The sequence below is a fragment of the Bacillus massiliglaciei genome, assembly GCF_900098925.1.
In the GTDB taxonomy this organism is placed as follows: Bacteria; Bacillota; Bacilli; order Bacillales; family DSM-1321; genus Peribacillus; species Peribacillus massiliglaciei.
Genome location: NZ_LT622342.1, coordinates 32,266 through 59,256 on the forward strand (window position 1 = coordinate 32,266; position 26,991 = coordinate 59,256).

The following is a 26,991-nucleotide window of genomic DNA, read 5'->3' on the forward strand; positions in this document are numbered from 1 at the left end:
AATATTCACTCCATTCATCTATAATGATGGACCAGAACGATGGATATTTTTCTTTTTCTTATTGTTAGAATTAAGGTCTTCTTCAAATTGCTTTTTAGATCCGAAGTTCCTTTCTTCCAATATTCCTTGTAATAGCCCATTTGTAACCCCTGAAGATAAAACTGGCACTTGATTATTATGTGTATAATTTTCAATTTGTTCATTTATTTGAATATTTAAATCTTTAAATAAGTTGCTCTTACTAAATTCATTTTTTGCCAAAGCCTCTGGATTTATCTTTTCTAACATATGAGAAACGGAAAGAGGTAATTGTTCAATATTTCTCAAGCACTCATCTTTAAATAACATCAGATAACGCGGGTTTTCACTTTGGAAATCAGGATAATTTTTATTGATTATTTCCTTACTCATTGGATCTGTATTAGTTAGAAGTTCTATTAACTTGATTTGATCATCAGTAGAATAACGTTGCAACTTAGAAATTGAATTCAAAGAAATTGGCTGCTCATAATACTCTGTTGCTACTACTAATATTTCTTTTTCTTCAAGAGATAGATTTTTTATGTTTATAGTTGGATATGACTTTTCAATTTCTAAGTCATAAAATTCATTCATTAAATCTCTAGCTTTAAACAACTCACCTGTAGCTGAAATAATTCTCTTTAGCAATTCAAAATCTCTCGGATATTGTAACGCTGCTTGCTTCAAGGTACTTTCAAAGTTCTTAGAGGAAATTCCCATTCTTTTCTCAAGAATATTTCTATCTGAAATTAATTTATCTAAATTGTGATTTATGGTTAGAACGAAAGCATATCGATTACGCAATAAACCATTAATTTCAGTTAGCAAATTATTAGAATATACTTCCTCTTCTATAAGTTCCATTTCATCTTCAGTTAATATTGAATTGTTTTCAATTGTCTTTTCAACTATTGCAATCTTTTCCTCTAAGGTAAAGCTATTAATATCCCAAGTTGAATAATGTTGTAGAAGGAATCTATTACTTTCAGAATCAAAAATACTTTCTGCTGTAGATATCAATTCTTCTTCTTTTTCAATTCTAGATAATTGTTTGATTTTTGATTCATTATCTTTTGTAAATTGAATGGATTTTTTCCATTCTTTTAATTGCATTTTCCTTTCAGAAATAGATTGAGTATCAACAAACATTTTTAATTGTTTAGCAATATCACTTAGATTCTTTTTTTCGCTCGGTGAAAATTTCCTAGCAAACTTATTTTGATAGCCAATTTTTTCTTTTTTAGCTTTGTATTTTTGCAGATTTGAAACACTTTGATTATAAACATTAACTTTTTTATTAAAGGAAATTCGTTCAGATTTTTGTCCGTTTTCTTCCATTTTTCGGGCTACATAACCTTCATGAATTGTAGGTAATTGTTCAATCCCTCGATCTTCATTTGATAAATGAGAAATTGTTTCTTTGATTCCACTCTTATTTAAATAAAAGTTTGCTTTATCAGCCCATAATTTTCTCCAAAAATTAAAAGTTTCTTTTTTATTCCAATCTACTGTTTCAACTTTATAAAATGCTTTTTTCCCATTTTTGTCTAAAATATGATTTCCATGTTCATCATATTTGTATCTTCTTGTTGCTTTAATTCCCCATGTTCCATCTTCATTAAATGGCCTTACAGTAAGCATCACATGAAAATGCGGGTTATTTTCGTCATCTCTATGTATCGCAATATCAGCGACCATACCCCGATTAACAAATGCTTCCTGACAAAAATCTAATGCTAATTCTTCTTGCTTTTCCTTGGACAATTCTACTGGAAGTGCAACATTAAATTCTCTGGCAAATTGAGCATTATAGTTTTTTTCAATTTTATTTACTTCATTCCATAATCTTTCACGATCTAAGGTCCACTCAGGAGCATGTACGGGTTTCAGTATATATGTAACAGGAGCTATTTCACGTTTATAAAAGAAGGATTGGTTGTCTATATTATCAACTAGCTTTTCTCCTGATCGATAAGCAACAGCAGCTAAAGGACTTTTAGGCTTTCCTGTTTGTTTTGATATTCTGCTCATTATCTGACCGCTAAAATGATAAATAGCCATTCATACATTCTCCTTTCCATATAACATGAGCGAAGCGAATTTTAACCCACACGCCTGACGGAAACCAAGAAAGAACGGAGTTCTTACTGGTTTTAGCACACACTCGATAGAGTGTATAAGTGCGCCATTTATCACTTCGTGATGGATATATCTTATCATTATTTGGATTTCCATACAATAATTTCAGTATAATTGATGGTATAATATTGAAGCATCTAAGGAAATTTGGTAAAATTATAGAAAATTAGAAAAGGAGTTCACAATATGGCCCAAAGTACTCAATCAAAAATACTCAGTATTGACGAACAGATTCAAAAGCTAAAAGAAAAAAGGAATAGAGAAGTAGCAAAGTTAGAAAGAAACGCAGGTAAAAAACTAATTGAAAAATTTAATCTTGAAAACAAATCATTTGATGAAATCAGTTTATTTATTGATTCTCTACAAGATCCATCAAAGGAAAATGAAAAGGAAGACGCTTTAAGTAATCAAACCAATGAACAATCAAATCAATAAGATTAATGAGAAAATAAAGAAACTTGAAATAGAAAAGAAAATCATGGAACACTCTCTTAGTAAAGTGAGCAGAAAAGAAAGGACTCATAGACTAATTCAAATCGGTGCCCTTTCAGAAAAATACTTTGATTTATATAAAAATAATACTCACGAAATTGAAGAAATCTTTTCTCAATTTGCAAACTATATAAAAGAAAATAAACTGGATAAACATAAAAAAGGAGAACGGATATAACTTCCGTTCTCCTTTTTAAAAGGTACTTGATTTTCTTTATTTTTTCTACGAACTTCATGTTAATGTTGATTTAAAATAAAGTTTGATCATTTATATTAAAGTTGTATCGTTTTGAAAAAAGATTGATCAAAACTACAGGTAAAATGAAAGTGTATTATTAGTTTAGCAAGGTTCAATCGTTATTTTGATCAAACTTTTTTATAAAAAATGCATTTTTTTAGCACCTAAAGATAAGGTTTTAATCAATCTTTATTTAAAATTATACGATTGTATTAACTTTTAATATTTTTTGTAAATGTAGTTAGGTAATCCTCTAATCCATAACTCTTCATAAAACTTTTAGCAATTTGCTGATACTTTTCTCCACACTGATGAAGTTCGGTTTGATATTCAAGAAACATCTCTTTGATTTCAGGAATTCTTAAGGTATCTTTATGTTGATATATACCTAATCCGGCAATAGTGGCTTTAATAAAGATGGAAGCTACTTTCTGATCTATCTCTGAATTTCTTTTATTTAAGATTCGAATGAATTCATTTAATTTTTCATAACCTCGATTTCCAATCCATCCGTCTATTCCATTATTCATTACTTGATAATCCATATACTCTATTACCTCTATTTCCTTTTCATTTAGCATTTCTTTCTCCCCTTTACTTATTTGAAAATGATCAAACTTTTTTATAAAACTACAGTTAACTCTCCACTTTACTAAAGTTCTAATCCTTTGTTTTTTGAGATTCTATTAAACTGATTAATGAGATTCATATCAGGAACCTCATTTACTATGGCTTGATTAAATATCTCTTCAAATGAGTCAGAGTTTAACACTGAGCGTATAGAAGCTTTTATCATTGTTTCTTCATCAATCTTTGACCAATCAATATTAAACCCATTCTTTAACCCTAAAAGACGAAAGTATTCCCTTTGAGTTCTTCCATTACCTTCTGGAAATGGATGAAGAAAATTCACCTCTGACATGTAATATGATAATCTTTGTATGAATTTCTCTTTATCTAATCCTCTGAGATATTTTTCATCTTTTAGCTGCTTAGAAATTTCTAATCCATTATTATGAATATACATTGGTGTAGCAAATCTTGTTGATCCTTTCGCTATTCCCTCATCTCTTATCTCACCAGCAAATGGATAGACATCTTTAAAAATAAACTTATGAATTTTTTGTAAGTGCTTCAATCCGAATGCTCCTGAAATTGGTTTTTTATATAATTGATAAATTCTCCTGGTAGTAAATATAACTTCCAATTTTTTAAGCTTTTCAGGATCTTGTTCATCAAATTTATTTATTAAAATATCAGTACCAGGATAACAATATTTTGATTGGTTTTTATATTTATTCATTAGCCAACATTCTAGCTCTTTTATTAAATTCTTCTTCTGAAATCTTTTTACTTTCCCGGTCTAATATTAATTGTTCTTGTTTTTCAGTGACTTTTAAACCTTCCATCGCTTGTGATGCTTTGGCATATTCCATAGCTTTATCAACATTAAACTTTTTCATATAAAAACCTCCTACTTATTAAAAATCATAATCATCATCTAAATCTTCCTCAATACCACCTAAAATGTTATCTTTTATTCCTAAATCACCTTGTTTAATTTCATCTTCAACGACAGGTTTTTCCTCTTGTATTGAAGCGAATTCTACTCCATCGAATTTGGATTTGAAACCAGAAAACTCATCACTTAAATGATCAACCTTCTGGATGACAGTTGATAAGCTCTGAATGAGCTTATCCATCATGTCTTCTTTTTCCACTAAACTGACAATATAAGGCGTAAGCTTTCTGTCAGCTCCTTTTTCTTCAAGTTTTCTATATACTTCGTCCGGCATTTTATTTCCGGTTAAAGTCAATCTGCCTTTTTTTACTGCTTCTTTTTTATCCGGCATTTAAATCACTACCTTAATTAGACTTTCTTTCATTTAGGCTCAGAATTTCAAGAGCAGTTAGATTAATCGTCCTTGCTGTTGGTTTAAAGATTTCACTTTTTTCTTCTTCAAGTAAATCTCCAAGAAAATGATGGTTGTTTTCCATTATTTCTTCATTGGTCCTTTTCTTTACACACTCTTTAATATACGGAGCTAAGATCGGTGCTTCTCCACCAAAGTAAATAAACTTTAGAACACCCTTCGAATTGCTACTAAAGGCCCCCATGACCTTATAAACCAGTAACTCTGCATATTCTTTTAGCATTTCTATAATTGGTTCTGTAAGGTCATATTTCGCTCCAGTGTTTTGATTTCGAAGAATGTACTTTTGATTTTTATAATTGGCCACAATAAATTTTTCTAAACTTCTTAGGTCAGTGAAATATTCAAGCAATTTCTCTTTTAGCAGCGTTTCTAAGGCTCCTAAAAACGGAGTAATCTGGATGACCTGAAAACTATCTTTTGAAACAGGTGTATTTAACCCCTTGGTAAGTAGTACTGCATCCGTAGATCCACCGCCTATATCAACTAATACTGTCTCATTCTCACTGAATTTTCTGGACTCATTACGTTTTTCAATTACTGTTGCTGTTCTTTCTTTATCATTAATCATTTTGTACTTTAAGGCCCATCTTGCAACTTCACTTTCAATGTTACATTTTGAATTTCCTACTTTAATGGTTAGTTCAGTTTCCATTCCTGGAGTTAAAAGCCTTACTGTGTGTTCTCCAATAAATCGGTTTGCCATTTTATTTTGTCCGATTGAAAATTTTTCTTCCTTTTTCAGCAGCCAAATTGGTAACATCATTTTCATGCTTTCTATATCTACTTCGGCAACATTTTCTCCATTTTCATTTTTTAGTCTGTGATAATAAGCAATGGCTGCTAAGAAGACCGCATAAGGAATATCACTTGTGATTTTATCGTGCATTTTTCCTACATGGCTATTTGAATATGGATTATCTTCTGCTAGTTTCCCTACTAAGAAATATCGTTCTTCATCATTGATTGTTGTCGCGATAAGTAATCGATCTAAAAGATCCCCTACTTCATCTACAGTATTTGTAAAATGACTTTCAGCCTTTTCCTTTTTAAGTTCGACTACACACGTAGGAATTTCAAAATAATAACTATCAACTAAAAAATTATTTGTGGAATTTCCAAAGTCAGCATTCATTCTCTCGATTTTCAATATAAACACTCCCTAAATATTATTAAGTACACATTGTTGTTAACTTATATACTTATTATCTCACAAATCCACAAAAAATCAATAGGTAATCCTAAATTAGTTTGCAATGTTGTGTACTAAATGTTGTTAATCTTTTATATTTCTACAAAACTTAGTGAGTTACCTTTTTTTAATTTACTTCTAAGTGAATGAACGGATATACTAAATATATCCGCATACACGCATATGTAAATATGTGCATATGCAAATATCAATATACGTGTATGCAAGTATACAAACATATAAAAGGAGATTCTAATATGGCAGCCACAAAGGTGACTTTCGGAAACTTTAAAGGCGGGACCGGAAAAACCACAAATTGTTCAATGATTGGATACATACTAGCTAAGCAGGGTTATAAAGTGTTGCTCCTAGATATGGATCCACAAGCTAATGCAACATCCCTATACTTAAAAACAAAGGCCCGAACTGAAGAGAACATTAGTTTAGACAAAACATTAATGTCAGCCATCGCAGATGGAGATTTAGAACAAATTGTGACACCGATTTTAAAGAACTTATATTTATTACCTAGTTATGGTGATTTCACATCTTATCCATTGTTCCTTGAAAAAATGTTTCCTGATGATTTATTGGCCCGGACAACTTATCTATCAACATTATTAAAACCCCTTGAAAAGGAATTTGACTTTATCTTGATAGATGTCCCGCCAACATTATCTATTTACACTGATTCAGCATTACTTTCTAGCGATTTTACAGTAATAGTCTTACAAACTCAGGAAAGGTCATTAGTAGGGGCTGAAGCATATGTCAAATATCTTCAGGAGCTAATCGACAATTACAATGCAGATTTTGATATTTTAGGAGTCTTGCCGGTATTACTTAAAAATAATGCTGCAGTCGATCTAAACACTTTAGAAAACGCTAAAGAAAAGTTCGGAGAAGAAAATATCTTCTTAACAATTGTAAAAAATATGGAGCGTTTAAAAAGATATGACATGATAGGGATCATTGATGCTGCTCATGATAAGAAAGCAGATATTCACGACAAAAGAGTAATGTCACTATATGAAGAAGTAACCGCGGATTTCTTAGAAAGAATCAAGAGGGGAGTATAAATTATGGCTAATCTTTTAAACAAGACGAAAAAGATCGAGAGAACGGAAAATACTGAACCGAAAGATACTTACAATCCAAATAATGTTTTCACCGTTAAACAAAACGAAAAAAAAGAAACCAGGGCTAAAGAAAAGAAAACGACAATTAGACTGTCTTACAAAAATCAACAGAGATTAAATGCGCTGGTAACACAAAATAGTTTAGACTCCGTGGACCAAGTATTAGACTTAATCTTAAATCAATACGAGTCTGGGTTAAGCAAAGAACAAAGAAAAGAATTAGATACAATTATAAAAATATATTCAAAAAAACAATAATGAATATACGTGTATACGTGCATATAAATATATTTATATGCACGTATACTTATAGATGCGCATACTTACCAAAGGCTTTGCTATCTCTTGTATCTCATCGCCCGCATACACGTATACACGCATATGAGTATATGAGTATATGTAAAAAAACCTTATCAAATCAGGCTTTTATCAGCAATTATTAAATGCAATTCACCAGTTACTTATAAAACAGTATATTGCATAGTTAGATTTTTACTGCTATACTAATCTCAATAAATCAAATGAACGGAAAAAAGACCCCCGCCATCTAAGTAGTGCGACCAACACTCTTAGACGGTTCCCCCTAATTACACTAGGGAAAACACTGACAGGAAGTCTTTTCTGACCTCTTTCTTATATATGCTTATTTTACCTTAATATAAGAAGGAAGTCAAAGAGAAATACTGTCAAAATGTCTATTTTGTGCTTTCTTTTTTCAACACATAAAAGACGATGTTTTCCTTTAAAGATAAGGGTTCATCGTCTTTTTTCTTGTTTAAAAAAGGAGCAAAAGTTATGTCTATATTAAGTCAACCTCAAAAACCTCAAAACTTCACAGTTGATGGCGTGAAATTTTTCAATGAACATCTTCAAAAAATCAGATGCGATTCTATGGTAACGGACCATCCAATAACTACTTCCGAAATTGCAGTTTTTATGATTCTTCATCTTTACACAGACGAAATGGGACAAATTCGTACTTTAACTAAGGATCCCTCAATTAGTGATCGTAAGCAGCTGTGTATCTCTAATCTCTCAATTGAACACGATTTAACTTATGAAACTGTAAAAAAGGCTTTTGATAGTTTACTTAAAAGAGGTTACATAGCTGAAGTTCATACATCAAAAGGAATGCATTATGAAATTGTTGGTTACGGTAAGTTAAATGAAAGCTTTAGTAATCCCTTAAACACTGAAAGCCCTACATACTTCAGGCTTCCTTCACTTCTATTCCAAGAAAAATTCTTCGGAACATTAATTAAGCAGCGTTATCATAAAGGGCCACTCTTGATATTAGAGTTATTTCAATATTTCACAGTTCAAGCTGGAACCACCCGTAGAAATGCTGAAGATATTCAACGGATAGTAGGAACCAGAAAAATGGAGTATTTGAAAAAAACATTAAATACAACAGCAAAAAGAGTCAGGAACTTTTTATCAATTATTCGGAATGTTTTTTCCTTTAAACCAATTGATATTAGAGAAAAACAGCCTTCCCAAAATCGAATCAGCCGAAAGAGAACATTTGTTCAAATTGCTATAAAGAAATATAATTTTAGTTTGAATCCAGCTTGTTTTAAGCGAACTGATGAAAAGGGGACTCAAAAAATTTATGCCAGGACAAAAAATGAAATGGCTGCCCGAGTTAAAAACGCCCGGATCCCTTTAAAATGGAGAGACTTAAAAGATATTGATAAATCAATAAGCCGTATGGTCAATATTTCAGTCCATTTGGATATCGTAAATAAAAGCAAAAACATGCTCGATTACACTATTTCAAAGGTAGCCGACATATTAGAATCCTTGCATATCACCGGAGAATTAGATTCTATTAAATCCATTGGTGCATTTGTAAATAAGAGCTTTACTAAAGCATTTGAGGAATTCCAAAAACATTACATAAGCATTGAAGAACGCATGGAAATAGGGGTAGCATACCATAATATTTTTGGAGAATATCCTAGTTTTTTAATAACAGAATAATTTTTTAAAAAAGTATAATTAGTCCAGCCTTTTCAAAAATTCTAATTTTGAAAGGGCTATTTGTCATGCAATCAAGATTAAGATTGATTTATTTTTTATGATTTAAGAGATTTATTCGAGAGAGTTCCATTACAATTTGCAAAAATTCTCTAAATATAAGAAATCAAAACTGTATTTCTAGTTATCTCTTTTTTGCAAAATGTATTTAGAAGCATGTGTGAATGTGGATATAGTAATTGTAAATATGTGCAAATGTGAATTTAATATTTAAACATATGTGCAGATGTGAATAATGTATTTCGTTAAAAATTAAAAGTGCTGTAAACCCATATATATCAAGGGTTACAGCACCTATGTATCTTATCCTTATAGTTTTTTGTTTTTTTCTATTATTTTTTGATATTTTTATACTTATTTAAGTTTTTATACGTAATTGTCTTTTACACCAAAATTGTCTATTTCAATTTATGATTCATTATTCTTAAACATTCTAAAATTTTTTCTTCTTGTACTTCATCAATATCCATGCCTTCTAACATTTTTAGCCATGCATCAATATTACTTCTTCCGATAGGATCTCCATCAAATGAATTACTTCTGCCTCTTAAATAATCCATTGATACATTAAAATAATCTGCAATTTTAATGAAATTTTCGTATGAGGGACTAGCTTTTCCTGTAATATATTTGGTTATCAAAGCTGGAGATACATTTATTGCTCGTGCTAACTCTGCATTTGTAAGCCCTTTATATTTAATCAATAAAGAGAGTCGTTCACTGAAGAGTACTCTATATTCCTTTTTATCCAAATTTTCTCACCACCTTAACCCGAGTTTAACGAAGAGTAAAAGGCTTGTGAATACAGAATTAGTTCATTGGGACCAAAAAAACACTTTTTTTTATTAATGAGCATTGAATTAAATTCAATATTGTGGTAATTTTGTACCAGTGGAACCGAGTTACTACTATTTTCCAAAGGGGTTTTATAGGTAATGACTAAACGATCACTGAAGAACAAACAAGAAATCATACATCTTTTAAATTTACTTCAACGCAAGATTCCTTTAAAACAAACGTAAAATCCAGTCAGTGTTCTAATGGATTCCCAAAACTTTTACTTTAATTCAATTACTAACAACGCCGTTTATTGCTACGACCAGTAAGATAATCAATCGAAACATTAAAATATTCGGCTAGGGTGATAGCAGCAGATAAAGATAAATCACTTTCATCTTTTTCGTATCTCTGAACTTGTCTTAATGAGACATTTAGAATTTTTGCTATATCCGATTGGTAAAGTCCTCGCTCTACCCTTAATTCTTTTAATCTGGTTCCCAATGTATTCATAAAATAACCAATCCTTAGTAAGAATAATGTAAAAAAATGTCTTGACACGACACAGGATGACGTATAGACTGTAGTTATTAAGATATGACGTTTAATGTCATATCCGATAGAAAGAGGCGGTGATGTGTTACTAAAATATTTTAGACAGAAAAAAAATTTAACTCAGAGTGAAGTTGCTCAGAAACTCCAAATTTCGGTTAGGCAATATCAAAGAATTGAAGCTGGGACCAGTTTTCCCAGAGAATCTTCCATTGTGATATTAGAAGATTTATTTGAAGCACCTCATAGGGTGTTATTCGCAGATTCTGTAGATGATATTCCGTTTTTTTTGAGATGTTTTTTACCGTAATTGTAACATACTGAAGGTTTAAAAATACACTTAGTGAGGTGATAGAATTGCGCAAAGTGAATTTACCTAAAATGAACAGATTTCAATTTTTGAATTTTAACAATCGAGTTACGATTCGAACTTTCAGCAAAGATGTTTACATATTAAAATCTGGGTTGGTTGTTCAGAATGTAGCAAATAATGAACTTTGTAGGCTAGAAGATATTTATTATGACATTAGGACTGTAAGGACAATTTCAGGAAAAATTGTAGCAAAACGTAAAAACAAATATAGTGATCTTTATAAGCAGAGAATTAGTTAGAACCAATACTTTTATACGTTATGATGTGTGCAATTTATTTTTAAGCACAAATTGATCTTTGATAATTTAATAAGCGTGGTTCTCGATGGAAACGTCACGATTCGAGTGAACTATACGAAAATCTAGTTCGTGGGGACTTTAGCTTAAAACCCACTTGTGGCAACGTCGATCAATATGAGTTTATTGATCGTAAGGGTGTTGGTACATGCCAAAAACCAACAAAAACATCGATTAATTTTTTAATTAATCGTAGGGTTATTGGAATAAGCCAAAAACCAATAAATTAAACATCGATCAGTAAGGTATATTGATCGTAAGGGTGTTGGTACATGCCAAAAACCAACAAAAATGAAGAAAAGATTATTTATTAACTGCCCGTGAGACGGCTTTGAGTTAATAAATCCTTTTCCTCGAATTGCAACAATTTTCAAACCTCTAACAAAAAACATTTCGCAAGTGATTGCGAATTAACCAGGAGGCTGTTCGTAGCAGCCTCCTATTATTAAATAAATTGTGAACATGATAACGTATGTAATATAAAGATCCTTTTTCCTTTAATAATGTCCTTGAATTTTTCAGAAAGTTTACGATATAACCAACGAAGGGGTGTATGTAGATGTTTAAAAAGAAAATTGTTGTTGGAGTATTAGCTTTTTCCTTGATTGCAGGAACTGGAACTGGTGTCTATGCCTATAATCAAAAGGCAAAAGAAGAAGTAAGATTAGAGCAATTGCATAATCTAAACTCAGCTGAAAAGGCAATTGATTCATTGTATAACAGTTCGAAGACAGAGCTGGCAGAAAATATTGATCAGAGAATCAACAAGGCTGAAGCTACTTTAAAGAAAGTAGAAGCAGGTAAAGCGAAAACACGTTTATCCAATGAAATCAAGGATGTAAAAGAAATTGCGAAAATCCAACAAGAAGTCTACAGCATCTTAGAAAATGGAATCTTAGTAGCAAATGCTACTGATAAGACAGTGGATGAACTTTCTGAAAAGTTGATTGATGTTAAAAACAAGAATGAATCCATTTATACTCATTTGACTGACTATTTATCTGTTGCTAATGATCAATTGGCTGTGATCGATACTGCGCAAAAGAAAGTAAAAGAAGCAGAAAAGACAACAAATAAAAAAAGTTATGATGCAGCTGTTAAACTTGCGGACAAAGTGAAAAATGAAGAGAAAAAAGATGAACTTAAGAAAAGACTTAGTGTTGTTAACAAAAAATTAGTAGCTTTAGAAAAAGAAGAGTTAAATAGTAAAGAAGAATCTAAGCAAGTAGCTAAGAAAGTGACAGTTGAGAAAGAGAATGTTAATCAGGTAGAAACTAATCAAGGCCAAAATTCTGTTGTATCTAATTCTTCACAATCTGAATCTTCTAAGCCGAATTCAGTGAGTTCTCAGCAGAAGGCATCATCTGCCAAGTCAAATTCAGAAAGTACTCAACAAAAGTCATCATCTACAAGCAAATCTTCATCTACTTCAACAAAATCAGCAGCACAATCAAGTTCATCTAAAGTATCATCTAACGTTTCAAGTTCAACTAAACAGAATACAAGTGGATCAACTTCTAAAAGTTCAGCCAAACCTACTTCTAAACCTAAATCGAACCAATCAACATCGAACACCACTAAATCTGCTACCAGCGAAAAAAAGCAAACTTCATCTAATTCCGGAAGTTCTTCAGGAAAGTCAGGTGGAACAGATTGGGATAAGGTAGGAAGTCAATTAGAGAATCACGATTGGAGTAATACCGGATCTGGTGAAATTGACAAAGACGGTAATACTTGGGAATCCTGGGACTGATTAAGATATTGATAGAGCTATTCATAAAAATGAATGGCTCTTTTTTTATATAAAAAAAGAGAAAGGAAAATGCAATGAGTATGAAAAGGAGATTGAGGTTCTTTTTATTAACGCTTGTCTGTGTTTTCGCTTTGCAAAATGTTTTATATTCCTTCAATAATCATGTAGCTCAAGCAGCTGGGCCAAAAGTTGAATATTTGGGAAATGTATCATATTCGTATTACACAGTCGGGAAATTTAAAGTAGACGGGGAGTATGCTTTCTGTGTGGATCACAAGAAGTCCAGCCCACCAACAGGAAGTTCTTATTCTGGTGGATCTGTTTACAATAATGAGAGTATAAGAGCTATTCTGTACTATGGATATGGCGGAGATGGAAACATTGTAGGAAACGGGGATGCTGGTCTTGTAGCTACATCATTAGCACTGGACAGCATTATGAATGGAGATTATTCTTCAGGGAAATCTACAGTACCTGGATATGACAAATTAATGGATCATGCGTCTAAAAAAGATGCCCCTAGTACATCTGCTTCATTTAGCAAATCAGAAGTAAAAACAAGTATATCTGGTAATTTACAAAAATCCGAAACAATAAAGTTTAATGCAGATGAAAAGAATTCAATAAAAGTGAATGTACCTTCAGGAGTAACGCTTCATTTAGGGAATAAGAGTTATACGAATAAAGCTGTTACAATCAAAGGGGGACAATCATTTTATTTAACTGCTGGGCTAGATTATGGTAAAGACGTATCTTTCAGCAACATTAAACCCTCTATGGGCACCTATCAATCTATCTTATTTGTACCATCTAGTAGCTCTCAACAAAGGCTTGCACAAGGGTTAGTAAAAGACCCGGTATCATTAAAAAAGTTAACTGTTGATTTTGAAGTAAGACAAAAGAAAATCACTGTGCAGCATATTGATAAGCATACAAATAAATTACTTTCTAGTTCTTCTTATACAAGGAATATTGGTTCAAGTTATGACTTTTCTCCAAAAAACAGCATTGTTGATGGGGAAAATAAATACCTACCAGTTGATAAAAAAAGTAAATCCGGAAAGTTAGGAAATAGCAATCTCACATTAAAGTTTTATTATAATTTAGAACGGACCATTACAGTAAGGCATATTGATGCTAGGGATAACCGATTGATTACTTCTAATAGCTATAAAAAATTAAGAGGTGAAACGTATAGTTACGGTCCAAAAACAAATTTAAAGAAAGGCAGCTATACTTACAGACCATTATCAAAGGATAAGAAGACAGGGACTGTAGGGGCTAATAATATAACATTAGATTTTTATTATGATGTACCATTGATAAAGGCGGGCTTAGAAAAAATTCAAGTTTATACCGCACCAGCTAATAAGGGCCTTCCAGTTAAAGTGGATCTATCAAAGGAAAACATTTATCCTGCCAGCAACGGTGATATGAATGATGCGAAATTAGATGTTTCTTTGTATCAAGGAAGTACAAAAGTGGATACAAAAACATATACAGCAAAATCTTTGCCTGAAAAGATTGATTTTAAAGTTCCAGCAAGCCGGTTGTCAGTAAATCAGAAAAGGGCATATACAGTCAAGCTTGAAGGCTATTCGAAAGATGAAATAGATGTTATTTCAAATGCTGCTTCCATCACAACAGATGGGTATACATCATCACAAAAGACCCTCAATGTAAGTGACACTTCCCTTTCTTTCACGGGAGTAATAATGACGGAAAGAGCAGTGGGAAAGAACATGGTCGTTTTTAACGAGACTTTACAAGCAAATCTAAAGAAGCTTGATAAAAAACTAACAGGATATGGTTTTGAATATCCTGTTGACATTGTATACAGAAATGATCTCGAACAAAAAATCAATAGTAAGTTCGAAATTTATGTTCCAAAATCTTTAGTGGATTCTTATTTGTCATATCCAGTTAGTAATGATTGTTACAAAATAAGGTTTGATGAAACTAATCAAATTGAGAGTAAGAATCAAAAAGTTTTAACTACAACAAAGCGTTTTGAACTGCCTGAAGTAAATATCGAAAAAAGAACTGGTCATCTTTTCACCAGTTCACAAGTCGCTGACGGCGATAGTCGAATTAAACATGAAATTATCGATGGGGGGAGAAAGTTTTATACTCCAATTTGGGGAGATCTTGGAACCTATCAATTAGAAGTGAAAAACGTTGAGCCTTTAGGTGTTCATAAAATAAACGTGTCGATAAAACAAAATCTTGATATCTATGCTTATATGTATGGTCATATGGATTCTAAAACAGGAAAGCAAGATGCGATTTATTTAAGACCGATTAATGCAGATGATCCTAATTATCCAGCTAACTGGACAGCTGAAGATAAAAGACGTTTTGAAGAATGGAGTCAAAATTAAATGTAGAAAAGCCTAGAATTTTGTTTCTAGGCTTTTTTTAATGGAGGAATAAGATGAAAGATTTTCCTTTAATAATCTTAATCCTGTTTATCGGCCTATATTTTGTCTTGTTTACCTGCCATTATAAAATCGAAGAATTTCGTTATAACTCTTTGATTCTTTCAATAACAGAAACTGCTAAAATAGCAGGGTTTCAAAGTTTAGATAATAGTGTCAGGGCCGAAACTGGTATTGTTGAAATTACAAGTGAGAATTTTGAAATGAGTTTCGAAAGAAAATTTCGAGAGACTGTAAATGTGAAGCTTGAAAATCCAAGATATTCTTACGATTACCTGAGAGATAATGATGGAACTATTATGGCGATAAGAGTTATCGTTACGGATGAAAGAGACAATAAATATCAAGCGACTTATATATCAGATATAGGCAATCGTTAAAGGAGGATATAATGAAAATAATTTCAGAGGATATTTTGAAAGACATAATCAATGATTTAAAGATAATTAATCCCGAATTGATGCTAGAAGCCTTTACTGATCCAATTGCTAGGGAAGCTTTGAAAAAGGTAATGCAAAATGACCTCCCAAAACGACATAATATTATTTTGAGGACTGAAGACCATATTGATTATGCTTTATCTGAGATTGTTGGATTAGGGGTAATTGAAGAAATTATTAAAGATCCTTCAGTGACAGATATAAGCTATAACGGTACTGAGTTAATTGTTAATACAAATAATAAAAAATACGTTTATGATGATGATATTAACGAAAATTACATTATTAAATTAATCCAAAAGTTTGCTAATGCAGTAGGGAAAGAGTTTACTCCCAAGAATCCTATTTTGGATGCTTCTCTTAACAATTTACGTATCAATGCTGTTCACAAAAGTTTGTCGCCTTTTGGAACTACAATGGCCCTTCGATCATCGAAAGCTGAAGCTGTGCTAAATGAGGGTAATTTTAAAGATTTTGCACCGGAATATATATTGGAATTTTTTGAGGCAGCAATTAAATCTCGTTGTAATATTATCATCGCAGGGGAAACGGGAACCGGAAAAACCGAGTTGCAAAAATTCCTTGTTAGATATATTGATTTTGCCGAGAAGATTATCAATATGGAGGATACTTTAGATAGTTATCTTAAAGAATTGTATCCCGATAAAGACATTCATAGTTGGTTAACTTCTCAATCTATTAGTTTTACTGATTTAATAAGGGCTGGTTTGCGAAATAACCCTGTGTGGATGCTTGTATCTGAAACACGAGGTAAAGAAGCCTACGAAATGCTTCAGGCTGTCCTATCAGGACATAGGATTATTACAACTTTACATTCTGTTGATGCCAGGGCAATTCCGAAACGATTTATCAATATGATGAAGATTGGATATACAATCGATGAAAAATCTGTTTTAGAAGATATTTATAATTACTTTCAGTTAGGATGTCATATCGAGAAAGCCCAAATTAATGGAAAAGTTGTTCGTTATTTGAGTGAAGTCGTAGAATTTAGACCTGATAATACTGCTGTTACGGTTTTCAAACAAATCAAAAGAGGACAAGAAATAATTCCGGTTGTTGGTGAAATGAGCGATGAATTTATCCAAAATCTTTTGAAATTTGGTTGTAAAATACCGACTTTTGGAAATGAGGGAGTTTTAGATGGCAAAGAAAAAACAGTATACGCTTGATGAAGTGAATGCTCTTCGCGTTGCTTATGGAGATCCTTTACAAAAAAGAGAACTTGTCTCTACTCTTTTAATCCCTTTCGCTATTAGTGCTCTTTTTACATTTGCACTCTTTTACTACTGGTGGTTAGCTCTTATAACCGGAGTTGTTTCCATGATTTATGCATACAAAATTATGATGCCTCAAAATGTAAAACGAGCGTATGAAGTGAATGCTTTTCGTGAAAGAAACAACTTTGTCAATAATATTACTCAAATATTAACTAATCAGGAAAGAACAGTACTGGATGCCCTTAAAACAGTAACAGAAAGGGCCAAAGGGGAATTTAAAGAAGATCTTCTTTTATTGCAAGCTACATTAGTTGATGCAAACGTAAAAGAGCAGCAAGACGCTTTCCAAGTTATATCCGATAAATACAAAAAAGATGTAATATTTGACTTGTTTGTAGAGCAATTAGCAACGGCCTCCATTGAAGGCCGTTTTTCTATGGAAACATTAAAAGATATTAAATCTTATCACAATCAAGTAAAGAAAAGGCAAGATGATTTCATGGCCAAAAAACAGAGAGAAGCATACAATTTTAAATTTATTGTAACTATCGGTTTTGTATTAATTATGGCAATAACATTTAGCTTTGGTTGGGATAAATTTGCAAATTTATATGCTAGAAATCCGATTGGATGGATTACTAGTGCAGCTTATTTATTTATTGTTGGAGGCTATTTTCTGGCATTCAGAAAGAAACTTGTTGATGACAACATAATGGAGGTGAAATTATGAGTGAAACTACTATCGAGGCGAATCCTAGTATATGGTTTCGTGTTGCTGAACACAATCTTTACGATATGTGTATGGAAATGGGATTTACAGAAGAACGGTTTATTAAGTATCAAAAGAAAAGATTTCTCAGAGCCGTTTTGTTCGGTTTTCCTTTAATAATAGTATCTTTCTTCTTTCAGTGGTGGTGGGTTTTCGCTGGCATAGCAATTAGTGGATTTTTGTGGTGGAACGAATATAATCGGGCCAAAAAGTTCTATGGGAACTTTAATTTTGAGAAACAGCTTCAGTTTTCAAAGTTTACACGAATGCTAATCCCTTATTTATTACAGACAGATGCTACCCTTTACAGCGTATTTACGAGATTGCTAGATCGTTTAGAACCTGGTCATCTTAAAAACTCTTTAGAACGTTTGTTAATCGAAATGAACGAATTTCCGAACTCAGAAGTACCGTTTGTACGTTTTGCAAAAGATGCCTCCGGTACCGATAGCTCTATATTATTTATGACAACATTGTATGATTTCCATCAAAATACTTTTGACCATTCAATTATTATGGAACTTGGTCAATTATCAAGTGAACAGTTGTTTGAAGGTGTTGACGAAATTATTGCTTATAAACTTCGGAAATTCTCAATGTATCCAACGAAGTTAACAATGGCTAGTTTTGTTATTACATTAGGTTATGCGATTTGTATGATTTCTGAAGCTTTCTCTACTGGATTATTTTGATAAGGAGGTAGGTCCTATGTTAGAAAGTTCGACTATGGAAATGGGTAAAATTTACATTTCCTTATTTATCATATTTTCTATGGTATCTCTAGCGTTATTTTTCTCTGAAATAAATCACGCTAATGATTTTAAGCAGTATGTAAATTATCAAATAGAGAGGAATGGTGGTCTAACTGGTGAAGCGATTGAAAAAGTGAATAATTACAATCAGGAGCATTTTGGAGGTAAGTTTGACATACAAAGTGCTCAAATGAATCAGCAATTTTCTTTTGGTCAGGAAGTAGATTACACGATTAAAACAACACATAATTTTTTCTTTTTGCCTTTGTTAAGTAGAGATATCTCGGTTAAGGGTTCAGCTATATCTCAAATCAGATAATGCCTGGGTTTATACTTTCCCATTTTAAAAAAAGTAAAAAAATAACAAATTAGGAGTGGTGTGTAAATGTTAGATCAAAACACAGATCGTACGTATTGGATGATTGGAGCCGTTGTTGTTGTTGCTATTTTAATAGGTGCTGCAAAAGTTGCTTTTCCGGATCTTTTCGATGATGTTATCACCAAGTTCACAAGCACATTAACAGCTGGCTTCGCTGTCTTCCCTTTTCAATCTTTATTGAGTTTCTTTAAATAATGCTCGAACAAAACACGGACCGGATATACTGGATGATCGGGATGGTCTTGCTGGTGGCGGTAGTAATTGGTTTAGGTTCTATAGCATTTCCGGAAATCAATGATTTGGTAACTACGAGGTTTCAAGGAATGGTTCCAAAATTTTAGATTTATTTTAGTTATAAAAGGGGGTGGTTGCAAATAAGTTCAATTTAACTCACCCATATTTACTAATGTTTGTGAAGGGAGATTAGAAAATGTCAAAAAAGCTTCATGATATTCCTTCAATGGATGCTTTTATGAAAGGTTTAGAAAAAATTCGAGAACAGCAGCTTGAAGCAAGAGAAACAGGTAAAATGAATGTCTATCCTTTTGAAGGAAATAATGGTCAATATAGTGAGTACCAAACCGGCATTATAACACCGAAGGATCAGCATTATTTAATATCTGCCGAAGGTGACATCAGCTTTACCGGAACTGAAATTTTGAGCTACGAAGGAGGAAAAGATGCTTTTCCTCCTTTTAGTTGTGCGGAGATGCTTTTAGAGTCAAAAGATGATTTTAAAATTGATTATCAAAAGGCTGCTGAATATTATTCTCTCAATAAGGAACTCGCAATTAAAGAAAATGAGCAAATCCTTTCCTCAAAAGAATTTAAACCTGAACATCCTATTACCCTGACAGTTAATCAAGGGATGCAAGATGTAACTGAAATGTTAGAAAAACAAGGTGTGAATCCTTCGGGTAATGAAGAAGTGACAGCGCTTTTGGATAAGCATTTTTCGAAAATAGAGAAGCTATTGTCTGATTTTACCGAGAATGTGGAAAAATCTTCTTTTGAGAAGGTACCTGAGCTAGAAAAAAGTTTAAAGGAAAAGTTAAATAAGATCTTCTCTGATTTAAAAATGGGTCTTAAACAGCTATTTGTAGATATGAAGGACCAGGTGCAATCAGGTATTGAAAATAAGATAGAAAATATTCAAACCAATATTCATAATGCAGTGGCTAGCAGGGTTCAAAATGTTAATGATAAAATCAAAAACTTCACAAATGCAGTTGATCAGAAATTCCAGGTGATTGATCGTCCTAAGACAGATTCCAAAGAACTGGAAGTAAACTTTTCTAAAGAATCAGAGATTCCGATGAAGGTAGTTACATTGGAACAGCCCAAAAAAGAGGAACAACAAAAAAAAGAATCGGTTCAGGATGTTCAGAAGGAAGAAATTAAAAAGCTATTGCTCCCGTATGCTGAAGAGTTAAGAGAAAAATATGGGGATATAGGGGAAGCTAGTATCAACAGTAATGATGATAAGAATTTCAATATTACTTTTAGCAAAGAAAATCCTTTGGGTCCTCAATCATTTTACAGGTTGAAGGCCAATATGGAGACTGGAAAAGTTGAATTCTATCACAGTTTTCCTGATTCAAGAAATGAAAATTGGTTTCAAAACGTCGAAACCTTAGAAGTAACTAGTTTGGATAAACTTAGAAGTCGTGAATTGGAGAACATTAGTCCTCAACAAGATGAATTAACTGTTGAAAAACCTGACTCATCTTTATCTGAACTGAAAAAAGAAATCAACCATCTAAAGAAAGAAAATGAAGGGTTGAAAACATTTGTTAATGTTATTAAATCAAAAAACCCTGAAGTTTTTAAAGAAATCATAAATACGATGAAGGGGGTAGATAAAGAAGAACTAAATCATGATACTCCTGTTGTAAAAGAAAAAGTAGTAGAAGAAATTCAATTATAATATCAATCAGGCAAGTACTCGAATGAGTACTTGCTTTTAAAGGAGCTTTTTTATGTTATTAATCAAGAAATTCGACAATGTGTATTTTAAGTCATTCGCTTTATTAGCATTCACTTGTTTTATGTATCTAGTTGTTCCTGAGATTGGGTTTGCAGCATCCAGTACTAGTTCTGTTCAGACAAAATTAAAGAATGGCGCTACTGCTTTTCAGACGGTATTAACCGGAATTGTAGTGGTTGTTGGTATTGCTGCAGCCCTAAAAATCGTAGTCAAACATCTACCTAGCATTGATGATCCTCACGTAAAAAACGAAATGTGGAAAAGTATTGGTGGGGTTCTCGCGGCTATCGGAGCATCTGCTGGTTTGATCTGGATTATTCCTTGGGTCTACTCTCTCTTTAAATAATAATGAAAGGCGAGGAAGCTTAAAGCTTTCTCGTTTTCTTAAAAGGTGTGAATATTTTTATTATGGATCAAGATCAAATTAAACAAGCATTGATAGAAATATTAGATTCAAATGGTAAGAAGGGCCGTAGGTGGTTCTTTCCAAAAAATGTAGATAATCAATATAAGATTTTAGCGAATATGACGTTAAAGGAATTACTCCTATACATTTTTCCGGCATTATTAATATCAACCGGGATAGGTCTTATTCCCCCTTATAATTCAACCTTATTTTGGCTTTTTAAAGCGATCTTAATAGTAGTTATTATTGTATTACCTGTTGTCTATGTAAACTTTAGGCCTGTTAAATTCAGAGACAATATCCGTGCAAAAGATTATATAAAAGAATTTTTTGATTACAAAAGGAAAAAGAAAGTGTATTTTATAAAACCTAAAAATAAATTTTTGGGATAATTTGTTACAGAGAAATAGGAGTGAATAATTTGAGCGAAAAAGAAATTTCCTTCAATGATATTAGCCCTATCCTGGGTGTGTATTCTGATTTTGTTTATCTAAAGGAACATGCTCTAATAACCATGATTAAGATAAAAGGTGTGAATTTTGATTTGTTGTCTCTTTACGAACAAAACTCAATCTTTGATGAATACGGAGCATTTTTGGCTCAAAATATTCATTATCGTCCAGAAACTGTTTCCATGACAGTTCCTATAAAAATGGGAGATTATTTAAGGAAGTGGAAGATGCAGCACATTAAGTCTTTACAAGATCCTTCAGTAAATGAAAATTTAAGACAGTTAAGGGCCAGTTATTTATATGAATATCAAAAAACAGAAACGGATTTAAATATGGCTGTAAAAGCCCATTTTATTGTGCTTAAAGAGAAATTGAAAAAGCCGACATTGGAATATTTGCATGAAGCTGAAAAAAAGTTAACAGAAAAAAGGGAAGAAATCATAAGAGCAATCCATCAGGTATTGAATGCTTATGATAGTCGGCAAGAAGTACTAAGTGCTAATGAGGCCCTTTCTCTATTACATCAATTTTTAGATTATAAAACATCAATTTATCAACAATAAGGAAGGTGATAAATATGGATATATTATCTAATAAATACCTAAAATACTTAGCTGTCATTGGTGGGACTAAGCTTGTTATAGACTGCACAACAAAAATTGATCCGTTGGAATTTAAATAAAATTATCAACAATAAAAGAAGGTGCAAAGTATGAGTTTATTATCTTTGTTTGGCTTCAATTCCAAAAAAAATACAAATGTAATTGAAGAAAATCAGATTGATGGCTTAATCGATAAAGATGTTATAGAAAGCCGTTATCCTTTTGTATTTGAAATGAATAGGGAGTACATTGCTTCTAGTGGGAATTATATAAAGCCGTATGTAATTCTAAGTTATCCATCGGAGCCTACTGGAAACTGGTTGTCTCCTTTAAAAAGATTAAAAGGTAATATTACTATTACTCAGCATTTAGAACCGGCTAATGGAGAGATTTTAAACCGGCATTATAATGAGACAGTGAAAAACAAAGAGGCAGAGCTATTGAAAACGTTGGATCATTATAGAAGAGAACAAATTAAAAGGGAATTGATAACAGCTAAGAAGCAGTTAGAACAGTCATTGGATGAAAAAAGTGCATTTATTTATCTTTACACCTATATTCTATTACAAGCTCATTCTGAAGCAGAATTGAAAAATTTAGAAGAGAGCTTGAATCGGGTATTGATTAAAATAAACTTAAAAGGAATAACTCCATATAGAAGAATAGAGGATGCTTATTTTTCATCATTTCCAATTGGGCTTAACAAATTAAAAGAGTATACTTATGCGATGACTAATACAGTCAGCGCCAGTTCCTTTTTTCCTTTTGATGACAATGAAATTTGTGATTTGACACCAACAGCGACTATTGAAGGAATGAATAAAGAAACCAACTCTTGGATAGCTATAGATTATAAAGACCGAGGCAGGACATTAAATAGAAATAAAATTGTTTTAGGTACTTCAGGAGGAGGAAAATCGACTTATCAAAAAAGTAATGTATTCAGAAAGGTAGCCGAGGGCGAGGATAATCTTTATATTATTGATCCCGAGGATGAATATTCAAAAGATGTATTGGCTTTTGGTGGAACTGTTATAGACCTATCAAGTGCTAGTCCCACTAGAATGAATCCTTTTGAGATTTTATCACAAGCATTAGACTCGGATGATGACAACGTTATTAGGGATCGGAAATTAACTGATAAAGAAGTAGATAATTTGATTAGACAAAAGGTCAATCGCTTGAAAGGTTTCCATAAAGTTAATATGTCTGATATGGACCAAGTACAGTTATCCATCATATCTAATGTTTCGATGGATCTTTTTGGAACATTTAGAAAGAAGAAAGACTTAGATAAAATGGGACCTGAAGATTGGCCAATATTAGAAGACCTTCTTAAATCTCTACAAAAATTGAAAGAAACTGATATAAAAAAATACGAATTAATTGAGAAGTATTGTTTTATATTGGAAGATATGGTGTATGGGTCAAGTACGCTGTTTAACGGTTATACAAATGTAGATTTAAGCCCAAAGATTGTTTCCTTTAATTTGAAGCCATTACAGACAGAAAAGGAAATACAGGCTGCAGCTTATTTAAACACATTTAGTTATTTGTGGGAACTATTCACAAGCGATGTTTCTCAGTCAGATGAATTGTATTGTGATGAATTTCATTTCCTCTTGAAAAATCCTGAAAGTGCTGACTTCTTTTTTCAAGCCTATAAACGTTTCAGAAAATATAATGCCGGCGCTACAGTAACCACACAACAAATTCAGGATCTACTCAATGCCCCTGGTGGGATTGGTGAAGCTATTGTTGGTAATAGCTATACGAAGGTTATGTTTGGTTTTGAGCCGCGTGAAGTTGAACAAATTATTAATCGGTTAAAAATACCTTTATCAGATAAAGAAATACACTTTTTGCAAGCAAAAAAGCAAGGGGAAGCTTTAATACTTTATGGTTCACAACGGGCGCTATTACAAGTTGTTTTAACAGAGGAAGAGTTAAGGTTACTCAATCCAGCAAAATATGAAGAAAAGACCGGACGTAAAGCAAAGATTCTTCCGGATTGGACAGAAAAAGTTCTTCTTTCTCAAAATGAAATTAGTCAAATAACTAATGAATTGAATAAAGTTGAGGGCTTTTAAATGAAGAAAATAACAATGATGGACAATTTGACTCTTTTTATTAACAAAAGAGAATATAAAATTGAACTTGATGAGAAATTCACAAAGGTTACAAGTTTAGACGAAATTGAAGACCTGGAGCAGACGCTGACAGGTTTTTTTGATGTCGAAAGCATTAGCAGACAAAATAATAAAATATATCTGGTATATGATATTCCAGATGGCTATGAGTCTTTAGAAAAGGCTAAGCTTTTTGTTCCAGTAATCAAACTGCAGCTAATTAAGAATCTGTTAGATATTGATCCCCTATTAGAATCAAATGAGATGACGTATTTGGATCCAACTAATATCTTTTTTAAGAATTTTAATGATATTAAAGTACTTTATCGTTCAAACGGTCATCTTCCTTATCATAGAGATTTGAGTGCATTGGATCAATATAAGCTATTTGTATTAGGCTTCTTTAGTAATAAATACTCGTATAAAAGATTTTTAGTGAACAAAGATACATTGTTAAGAAAAGAAAATAATGAGTTTATGTTCGCTGTAAATGCTGCTACATCATTTGCAGGATTGAAAAATTTAGTAAATGAAGAATTAGAGAAAGAACAATCCAGGTTTTATGAAAAAGTGCAATTTCAAGAATCAAGCCGTAAAAAAGGATTTAAAAGGAAAATATATTCGAGCGTGGCAGGTGTTTTGTTACTGATCTTAATCTTTGCTGGGGGAGTAAAGCAAATAGAAAAAAATGTTAGAGCAGATTTTAAAGATGAATTAGCTGCAGCTAAGGCTGAAAATGAATTAACACTGGCCGTATCTAGTGGAGATACAAAAGATGCCGTGAAACTCATGGAAGATAAAGGTGAAACGCCTGAAGTTATTGCAAACATGCTTGTTAAAGCAGGAAAATATGATGAAGCTATTAAGTACGATAAATCAATAGAAAATAAGGTAGTCTCCCATCTTTATAAAATCGGCCAAAGAGATAAAATCTTAGAGCTGAAATCAAATTCAACTTTCCTGAAATTTGAAAAGGAAATAGTTGATTTTGATCCGGATAATTTAGCAGATAAGATGTCGCTAATTGAAGATAAAGATACGCTTAGGAGGTTAGCACTTGCCTTTATGGAGCATGACAATTTTGAGGTGGCTAAAGAGGTATTAGAAAGGTTAAAGTCCGATAGCTCCGGAGCCTTTGAACTTTCTAAAAAAGAAGAGTCAGAGATAGATGAATATATGAATAAAGCAAACCTTGAAATTAAAGTCAAAAATCTAAATGAGCAGCTTGCTATTTTAAAACAAACTGACTCATTACTTGAAGAAGAAGAAGAGACACTAAAAAGAGAGGAAGAGATCAAAAAATTAGAAGATGAGCTTGTAAGTTTGCAAAAAAAGCTTATCAAAGTAGATGAAAAAATAGGGATGGATGTTTAATGGAACCTGTAACAACTGTTAAAGTCGCCTTAACAGTAGCACAACAGGCAAAAAAACATTGGAAAAAGATAGTGCTGATTGCGCTATCTATTTTTATGTTATTGATTTTTGGTGTCATGGCATTACTGAGCAGTAGTTCTGGGAGTTCAGGAACAGCTAATGTAAATGAGGCGGTCATGGCGCTTAAACCGGCTGTGATTGAATACGCTGGTAAATATGAAATTCCGGAATATGTAGATGTAATACTTGCTATTATAATGATCGAAACCGGAGGGAAAGGGCCTGATGTTATGCAAAGCTCTGAATCATTAGGATTACCTCCGAATTCTATATCAGATCCCCTTGTATCAATCGATGCAGGGGTTAAACATCTTGCGGAAGTTATTAAAGATGCTCGATCCAGTGGATTGGACTTTTGGACGCCGGTTCAAAGCTATAATTTTGGTACTGCGTTTAATGGTTTCATTAAGAAAAATGGAAAACAATATACCTTTGATTTAGCCAGTAATTATGCAAAGGATATGGCAAATGGCAAAAAGGTCAAGTATTCAAACCCGGTTGCCAAATCTAATGGTAATTTTCGTTATTCTTACGGAAACATGTATTATGTAATGCTTGTTCAATCATATCTTTCTCCTGCAGCTGGTGGAGATATAGGTAATGCCGATGCTTCTGCGTTGGGTCCAGAAGCTTATCAAGCTTTAATGGCGGAAGTACTGAAATACAATGGTTGGACATATGTGTGGGGCGGTTCAAGCCCAAATACAGGATTTGATTGTAGTGGGCTAATGCAATATTCTTTTCGACAGCTTGGATATGATTTACCAAGAACCGCAGCAGAACAGGAGAAACATTCAATTCCGGTAGCTGAACCGCAGCCAGGTGATTTAGTTTTCTTTAAAGGAACTAATTCGAGTAGAGGAGCATCCGCGATAACTCATGTAGGGATATATGTTGATGATCAAAGATTTTATGCTGCTAATAGCAGTGGAGTAGGCTATGCAAAATGGAATTCAGGATACTGGGGAAAACATTTTGCTGGATTTGGGAGAGTTGTTAAGTAAAGATGGTCTTCT

At 32.5% G+C, this 26,991-nt stretch carries 29 protein-coding genes; 21 read left to right on the top strand and 8 right to left on the bottom strand.

From position 1 onward, the window contains the following. Positions 1-18: 18 nt before the first annotated feature. Complete coding sequence (gene mobQ, locus BQ4305_RS00175) at positions 19-2,082, bottom strand: MobQ family relaxase (RefSeq protein WP_110925931.1); 2,064 nt, start codon at positions 2,080-2,082, stop codon at positions 19-21. Positions 2,083-2,346: 264 nt separating this feature from the next. Between mobQ and BQ4305_RS00180 the strand changes: the two genes are divergently transcribed. Both BQ4305_RS00180 and BQ4305_RS00185 read left to right on the top strand, forming a co-directional pair. Continuing rightward, a complete protein-coding gene (locus BQ4305_RS00180) occupies positions 2,347-2,595 on the top strand; it encodes a hypothetical protein (RefSeq protein WP_110925932.1) in 249 nt (82 codons plus the stop codon). Continuing rightward, positions 2,576-2,830, top strand: a complete 255-nt coding sequence (locus BQ4305_RS00185; RefSeq protein WP_110925933.1) for a DUF3847 domain-containing protein — start codon at positions 2,576-2,578, stop codon at positions 2,828-2,830. The genes BQ4305_RS00180 and BQ4305_RS00185 overlap by 20 nt, the downstream gene beginning before the upstream one ends. Positions 2,831-3,102: 272 nt before the next feature. Here the strand turns inward: BQ4305_RS00185 and BQ4305_RS00190 are convergent, their stop codons facing one another. From BQ4305_RS00190 to BQ4305_RS00205, 5 genes are all read right to left on the bottom strand, one after another. Next, a complete protein-coding gene (locus tag BQ4305_RS00190; RefSeq protein WP_110925934.1) occupies positions 3,103-3,471 on the bottom strand; it encodes a hypothetical protein in 369 nt (122 codons plus the stop codon). Between the two features lie 71 nt (positions 3,472-3,542). Further along, positions 3,543-4,193: a Fic/DOC family protein gene (locus BQ4305_RS00195; protein ID WP_110925935.1), complete on the bottom strand. Its 651-nt coding sequence runs from the start codon at positions 4,191-4,193 to the stop codon at positions 3,543-3,545. Next, positions 4,186-4,353, bottom strand: coding sequence for an antitoxin VbhA family protein (locus BQ4305_RS21180; RefSeq protein WP_199880496.1), 168 nt, complete (start codon positions 4,351-4,353; stop codon positions 4,186-4,188). The genes BQ4305_RS00195 and BQ4305_RS21180 overlap by 8 nt, the downstream gene beginning before the upstream one ends. A gap of 18 nt (positions 4,354-4,371) precedes the next feature. Next, positions 4,372-4,743: a hypothetical protein gene (locus BQ4305_RS00200; protein WP_110925936.1), complete on the bottom strand. Its 372-nt coding sequence runs from the start codon at positions 4,741-4,743 to the stop codon at positions 4,372-4,374. Positions 4,744-4,756: 13 nt separating this feature from the next. Then, positions 4,757-5,974: an Alp7A family actin-like protein gene (locus BQ4305_RS00205; RefSeq protein ID WP_110925937.1), complete on the bottom strand. Its 1,218-nt coding sequence runs from the start codon at positions 5,972-5,974 to the stop codon at positions 4,757-4,759. Between the two features lie 299 nt (positions 5,975-6,273). On the opposite strand from BQ4305_RS00205, the gene BQ4305_RS00210 reads away from it, so the two are divergent. From BQ4305_RS00210 to BQ4305_RS00220, 3 genes are all read left to right on the top strand, one after another. Next, positions 6,274-7,095 carry a ParA family protein gene (locus BQ4305_RS00210; protein WP_110925938.1) on the top strand — a complete coding sequence of 274 codons (822 nt, stop codon included), beginning with the start codon at positions 6,274-6,276 and terminating at the stop codon, positions 7,093-7,095. A 3-nt stretch (positions 7,096-7,098) separates the two neighbouring features. Further along, positions 7,099-7,413, top strand: a complete 315-nt coding sequence (locus BQ4305_RS00215; RefSeq protein ID WP_110925939.1) for a hypothetical protein — start codon at positions 7,099-7,101, stop codon at positions 7,411-7,413. Between the two features lie 537 nt (positions 7,414-7,950). Beyond that, on the top strand, positions 7,951-9,138 hold the full coding sequence (locus BQ4305_RS00220; RefSeq protein WP_110925940.1) for a hypothetical protein: 1,188 nt from the start codon (positions 7,951-7,953) through the stop codon (positions 9,136-9,138). A gap of 455 nt (positions 9,139-9,593) precedes the next feature. Here the strand turns inward: BQ4305_RS00220 and BQ4305_RS00225 are convergent, their stop codons facing one another. Continuing rightward, complete coding sequence (locus BQ4305_RS00225; protein WP_234396838.1) at positions 9,594-9,947, bottom strand: helix-turn-helix domain-containing protein; 354 nt, start codon at positions 9,945-9,947, stop codon at positions 9,594-9,596. 322 nt (positions 9,948-10,269) lie between these two features. Further along, entirely contained in the window at positions 10,270-10,485 is a 216-nt protein-coding gene (locus BQ4305_RS00230; protein WP_110925941.1) for a helix-turn-helix transcriptional regulator, read from the bottom strand. A 124-nt stretch (positions 10,486-10,609) separates the two neighbouring features. Between BQ4305_RS00230 and BQ4305_RS00235 the strand changes: the two genes are divergently transcribed. The 16 genes from BQ4305_RS00235 to BQ4305_RS00315 all read left to right on the top strand — a co-directional run bounded on the left by BQ4305_RS00235 (position 10,610) and on the right by BQ4305_RS00315 (position 26,979). Then, a complete protein-coding gene (locus BQ4305_RS00235; protein WP_110925942.1) occupies positions 10,610-10,834 on the top strand; it encodes a helix-turn-helix domain-containing protein in 225 nt (74 codons plus the stop codon). Positions 10,835-11,752: 918 nt separating this feature from the next. Beyond that, complete coding sequence (locus BQ4305_RS00245) at positions 11,753-12,946, top strand: toxin Cry1Ac domain D-VI-related protein (protein ID WP_110925944.1); 1,194 nt, start codon at positions 11,753-11,755, stop codon at positions 12,944-12,946. 74 nt (positions 12,947-13,020) lie between these two features. Further along, positions 13,021-15,327, top strand: coding sequence for a thioester domain-containing protein (locus tag BQ4305_RS00250; RefSeq protein WP_199880497.1), 2,307 nt, complete (start codon positions 13,021-13,023; stop codon positions 15,325-15,327). A 53-nt stretch (positions 15,328-15,380) separates the two neighbouring features. Next, positions 15,381-15,764 (top strand): hypothetical protein, encoded by a 384-nt coding sequence (locus tag BQ4305_RS00255; protein ID WP_110925946.1) that lies wholly within the window; start codon positions 15,381-15,383, stop codon positions 15,762-15,764. A gap of 11 nt (positions 15,765-15,775) precedes the next feature. After that, on the top strand, positions 15,776-17,017 hold the full coding sequence (locus tag BQ4305_RS00260) for a CpaF/VirB11 family protein (protein WP_110925947.1): 1,242 nt from the start codon (positions 15,776-15,778) through the stop codon (positions 17,015-17,017). Continuing rightward, a complete protein-coding gene (locus BQ4305_RS00265; protein ID WP_110925948.1) occupies positions 16,989-17,795 on the top strand; it encodes a hypothetical protein in 807 nt (268 codons plus the stop codon). The genes BQ4305_RS00260 and BQ4305_RS00265 overlap by 29 nt, the downstream gene beginning before the upstream one ends. Beyond that, complete coding sequence (locus BQ4305_RS00270; protein ID WP_110925949.1) at positions 17,792-18,526, top strand: hypothetical protein; 735 nt, start codon at positions 17,792-17,794, stop codon at positions 18,524-18,526. The genes BQ4305_RS00265 and BQ4305_RS00270 overlap by 4 nt, the downstream gene beginning before the upstream one ends. Positions 18,527-18,542: 16 nt before the next feature. After that, positions 18,543-18,905, top strand: a complete 363-nt coding sequence (locus tag BQ4305_RS00275; RefSeq protein ID WP_110925950.1) for a hypothetical protein — start codon at positions 18,543-18,545, stop codon at positions 18,903-18,905. Between the two features lie 66 nt (positions 18,906-18,971). Next, a complete protein-coding gene (locus BQ4305_RS00280; RefSeq protein WP_110925951.1) occupies positions 18,972-19,160 on the top strand; it encodes a hypothetical protein in 189 nt (62 codons plus the stop codon). Between the two features lie 235 nt (positions 19,161-19,395). Further along, positions 19,396-20,892, top strand: coding sequence for a hypothetical protein (locus tag BQ4305_RS00285; RefSeq protein WP_110925952.1), 1,497 nt, complete (start codon positions 19,396-19,398; stop codon positions 20,890-20,892). Between the two features lie 52 nt (positions 20,893-20,944). Further along, on the top strand, positions 20,945-21,298 hold the full coding sequence (locus BQ4305_RS00290; RefSeq protein WP_110925953.1) for a CagC family type IV secretion system protein: 354 nt from the start codon (positions 20,945-20,947) through the stop codon (positions 21,296-21,298). A gap of 62 nt (positions 21,299-21,360) precedes the next feature. Continuing rightward, complete coding sequence (locus BQ4305_RS00295) at positions 21,361-21,750, top strand: hypothetical protein (RefSeq protein ID WP_110925954.1); 390 nt, start codon at positions 21,361-21,363, stop codon at positions 21,748-21,750. A 29-nt stretch (positions 21,751-21,779) separates the two neighbouring features. Further along, positions 21,780-22,373 (top strand): hypothetical protein, encoded by a 594-nt coding sequence (locus tag BQ4305_RS00300; protein ID WP_110925955.1) that lies wholly within the window; start codon positions 21,780-21,782, stop codon positions 22,371-22,373. Positions 22,374-22,522: 149 nt separating this feature from the next. Further along, positions 22,523-24,502 (top strand): VirB4 family type IV secretion system protein, encoded by a 1,980-nt coding sequence (locus BQ4305_RS00305; protein WP_110925956.1) that lies wholly within the window; start codon positions 22,523-22,525, stop codon positions 24,500-24,502. After that, entirely contained in the window at positions 24,503-25,915 is a 1,413-nt protein-coding gene (locus BQ4305_RS00310; protein ID WP_110925957.1) for a type VII secretion protein EssB/YukC, read from the top strand. Further along, positions 25,915-26,979 (top strand): bifunctional lytic transglycosylase/C40 family peptidase, encoded by a 1,065-nt coding sequence (locus tag BQ4305_RS00315; RefSeq protein WP_110925958.1) that lies wholly within the window; start codon positions 25,915-25,917, stop codon positions 26,977-26,979. Before BQ4305_RS00310 ends, BQ4305_RS00315 begins: the two co-directional genes overlap by 1 nt. Positions 26,980-26,991 lie beyond the last annotated feature (12 nt).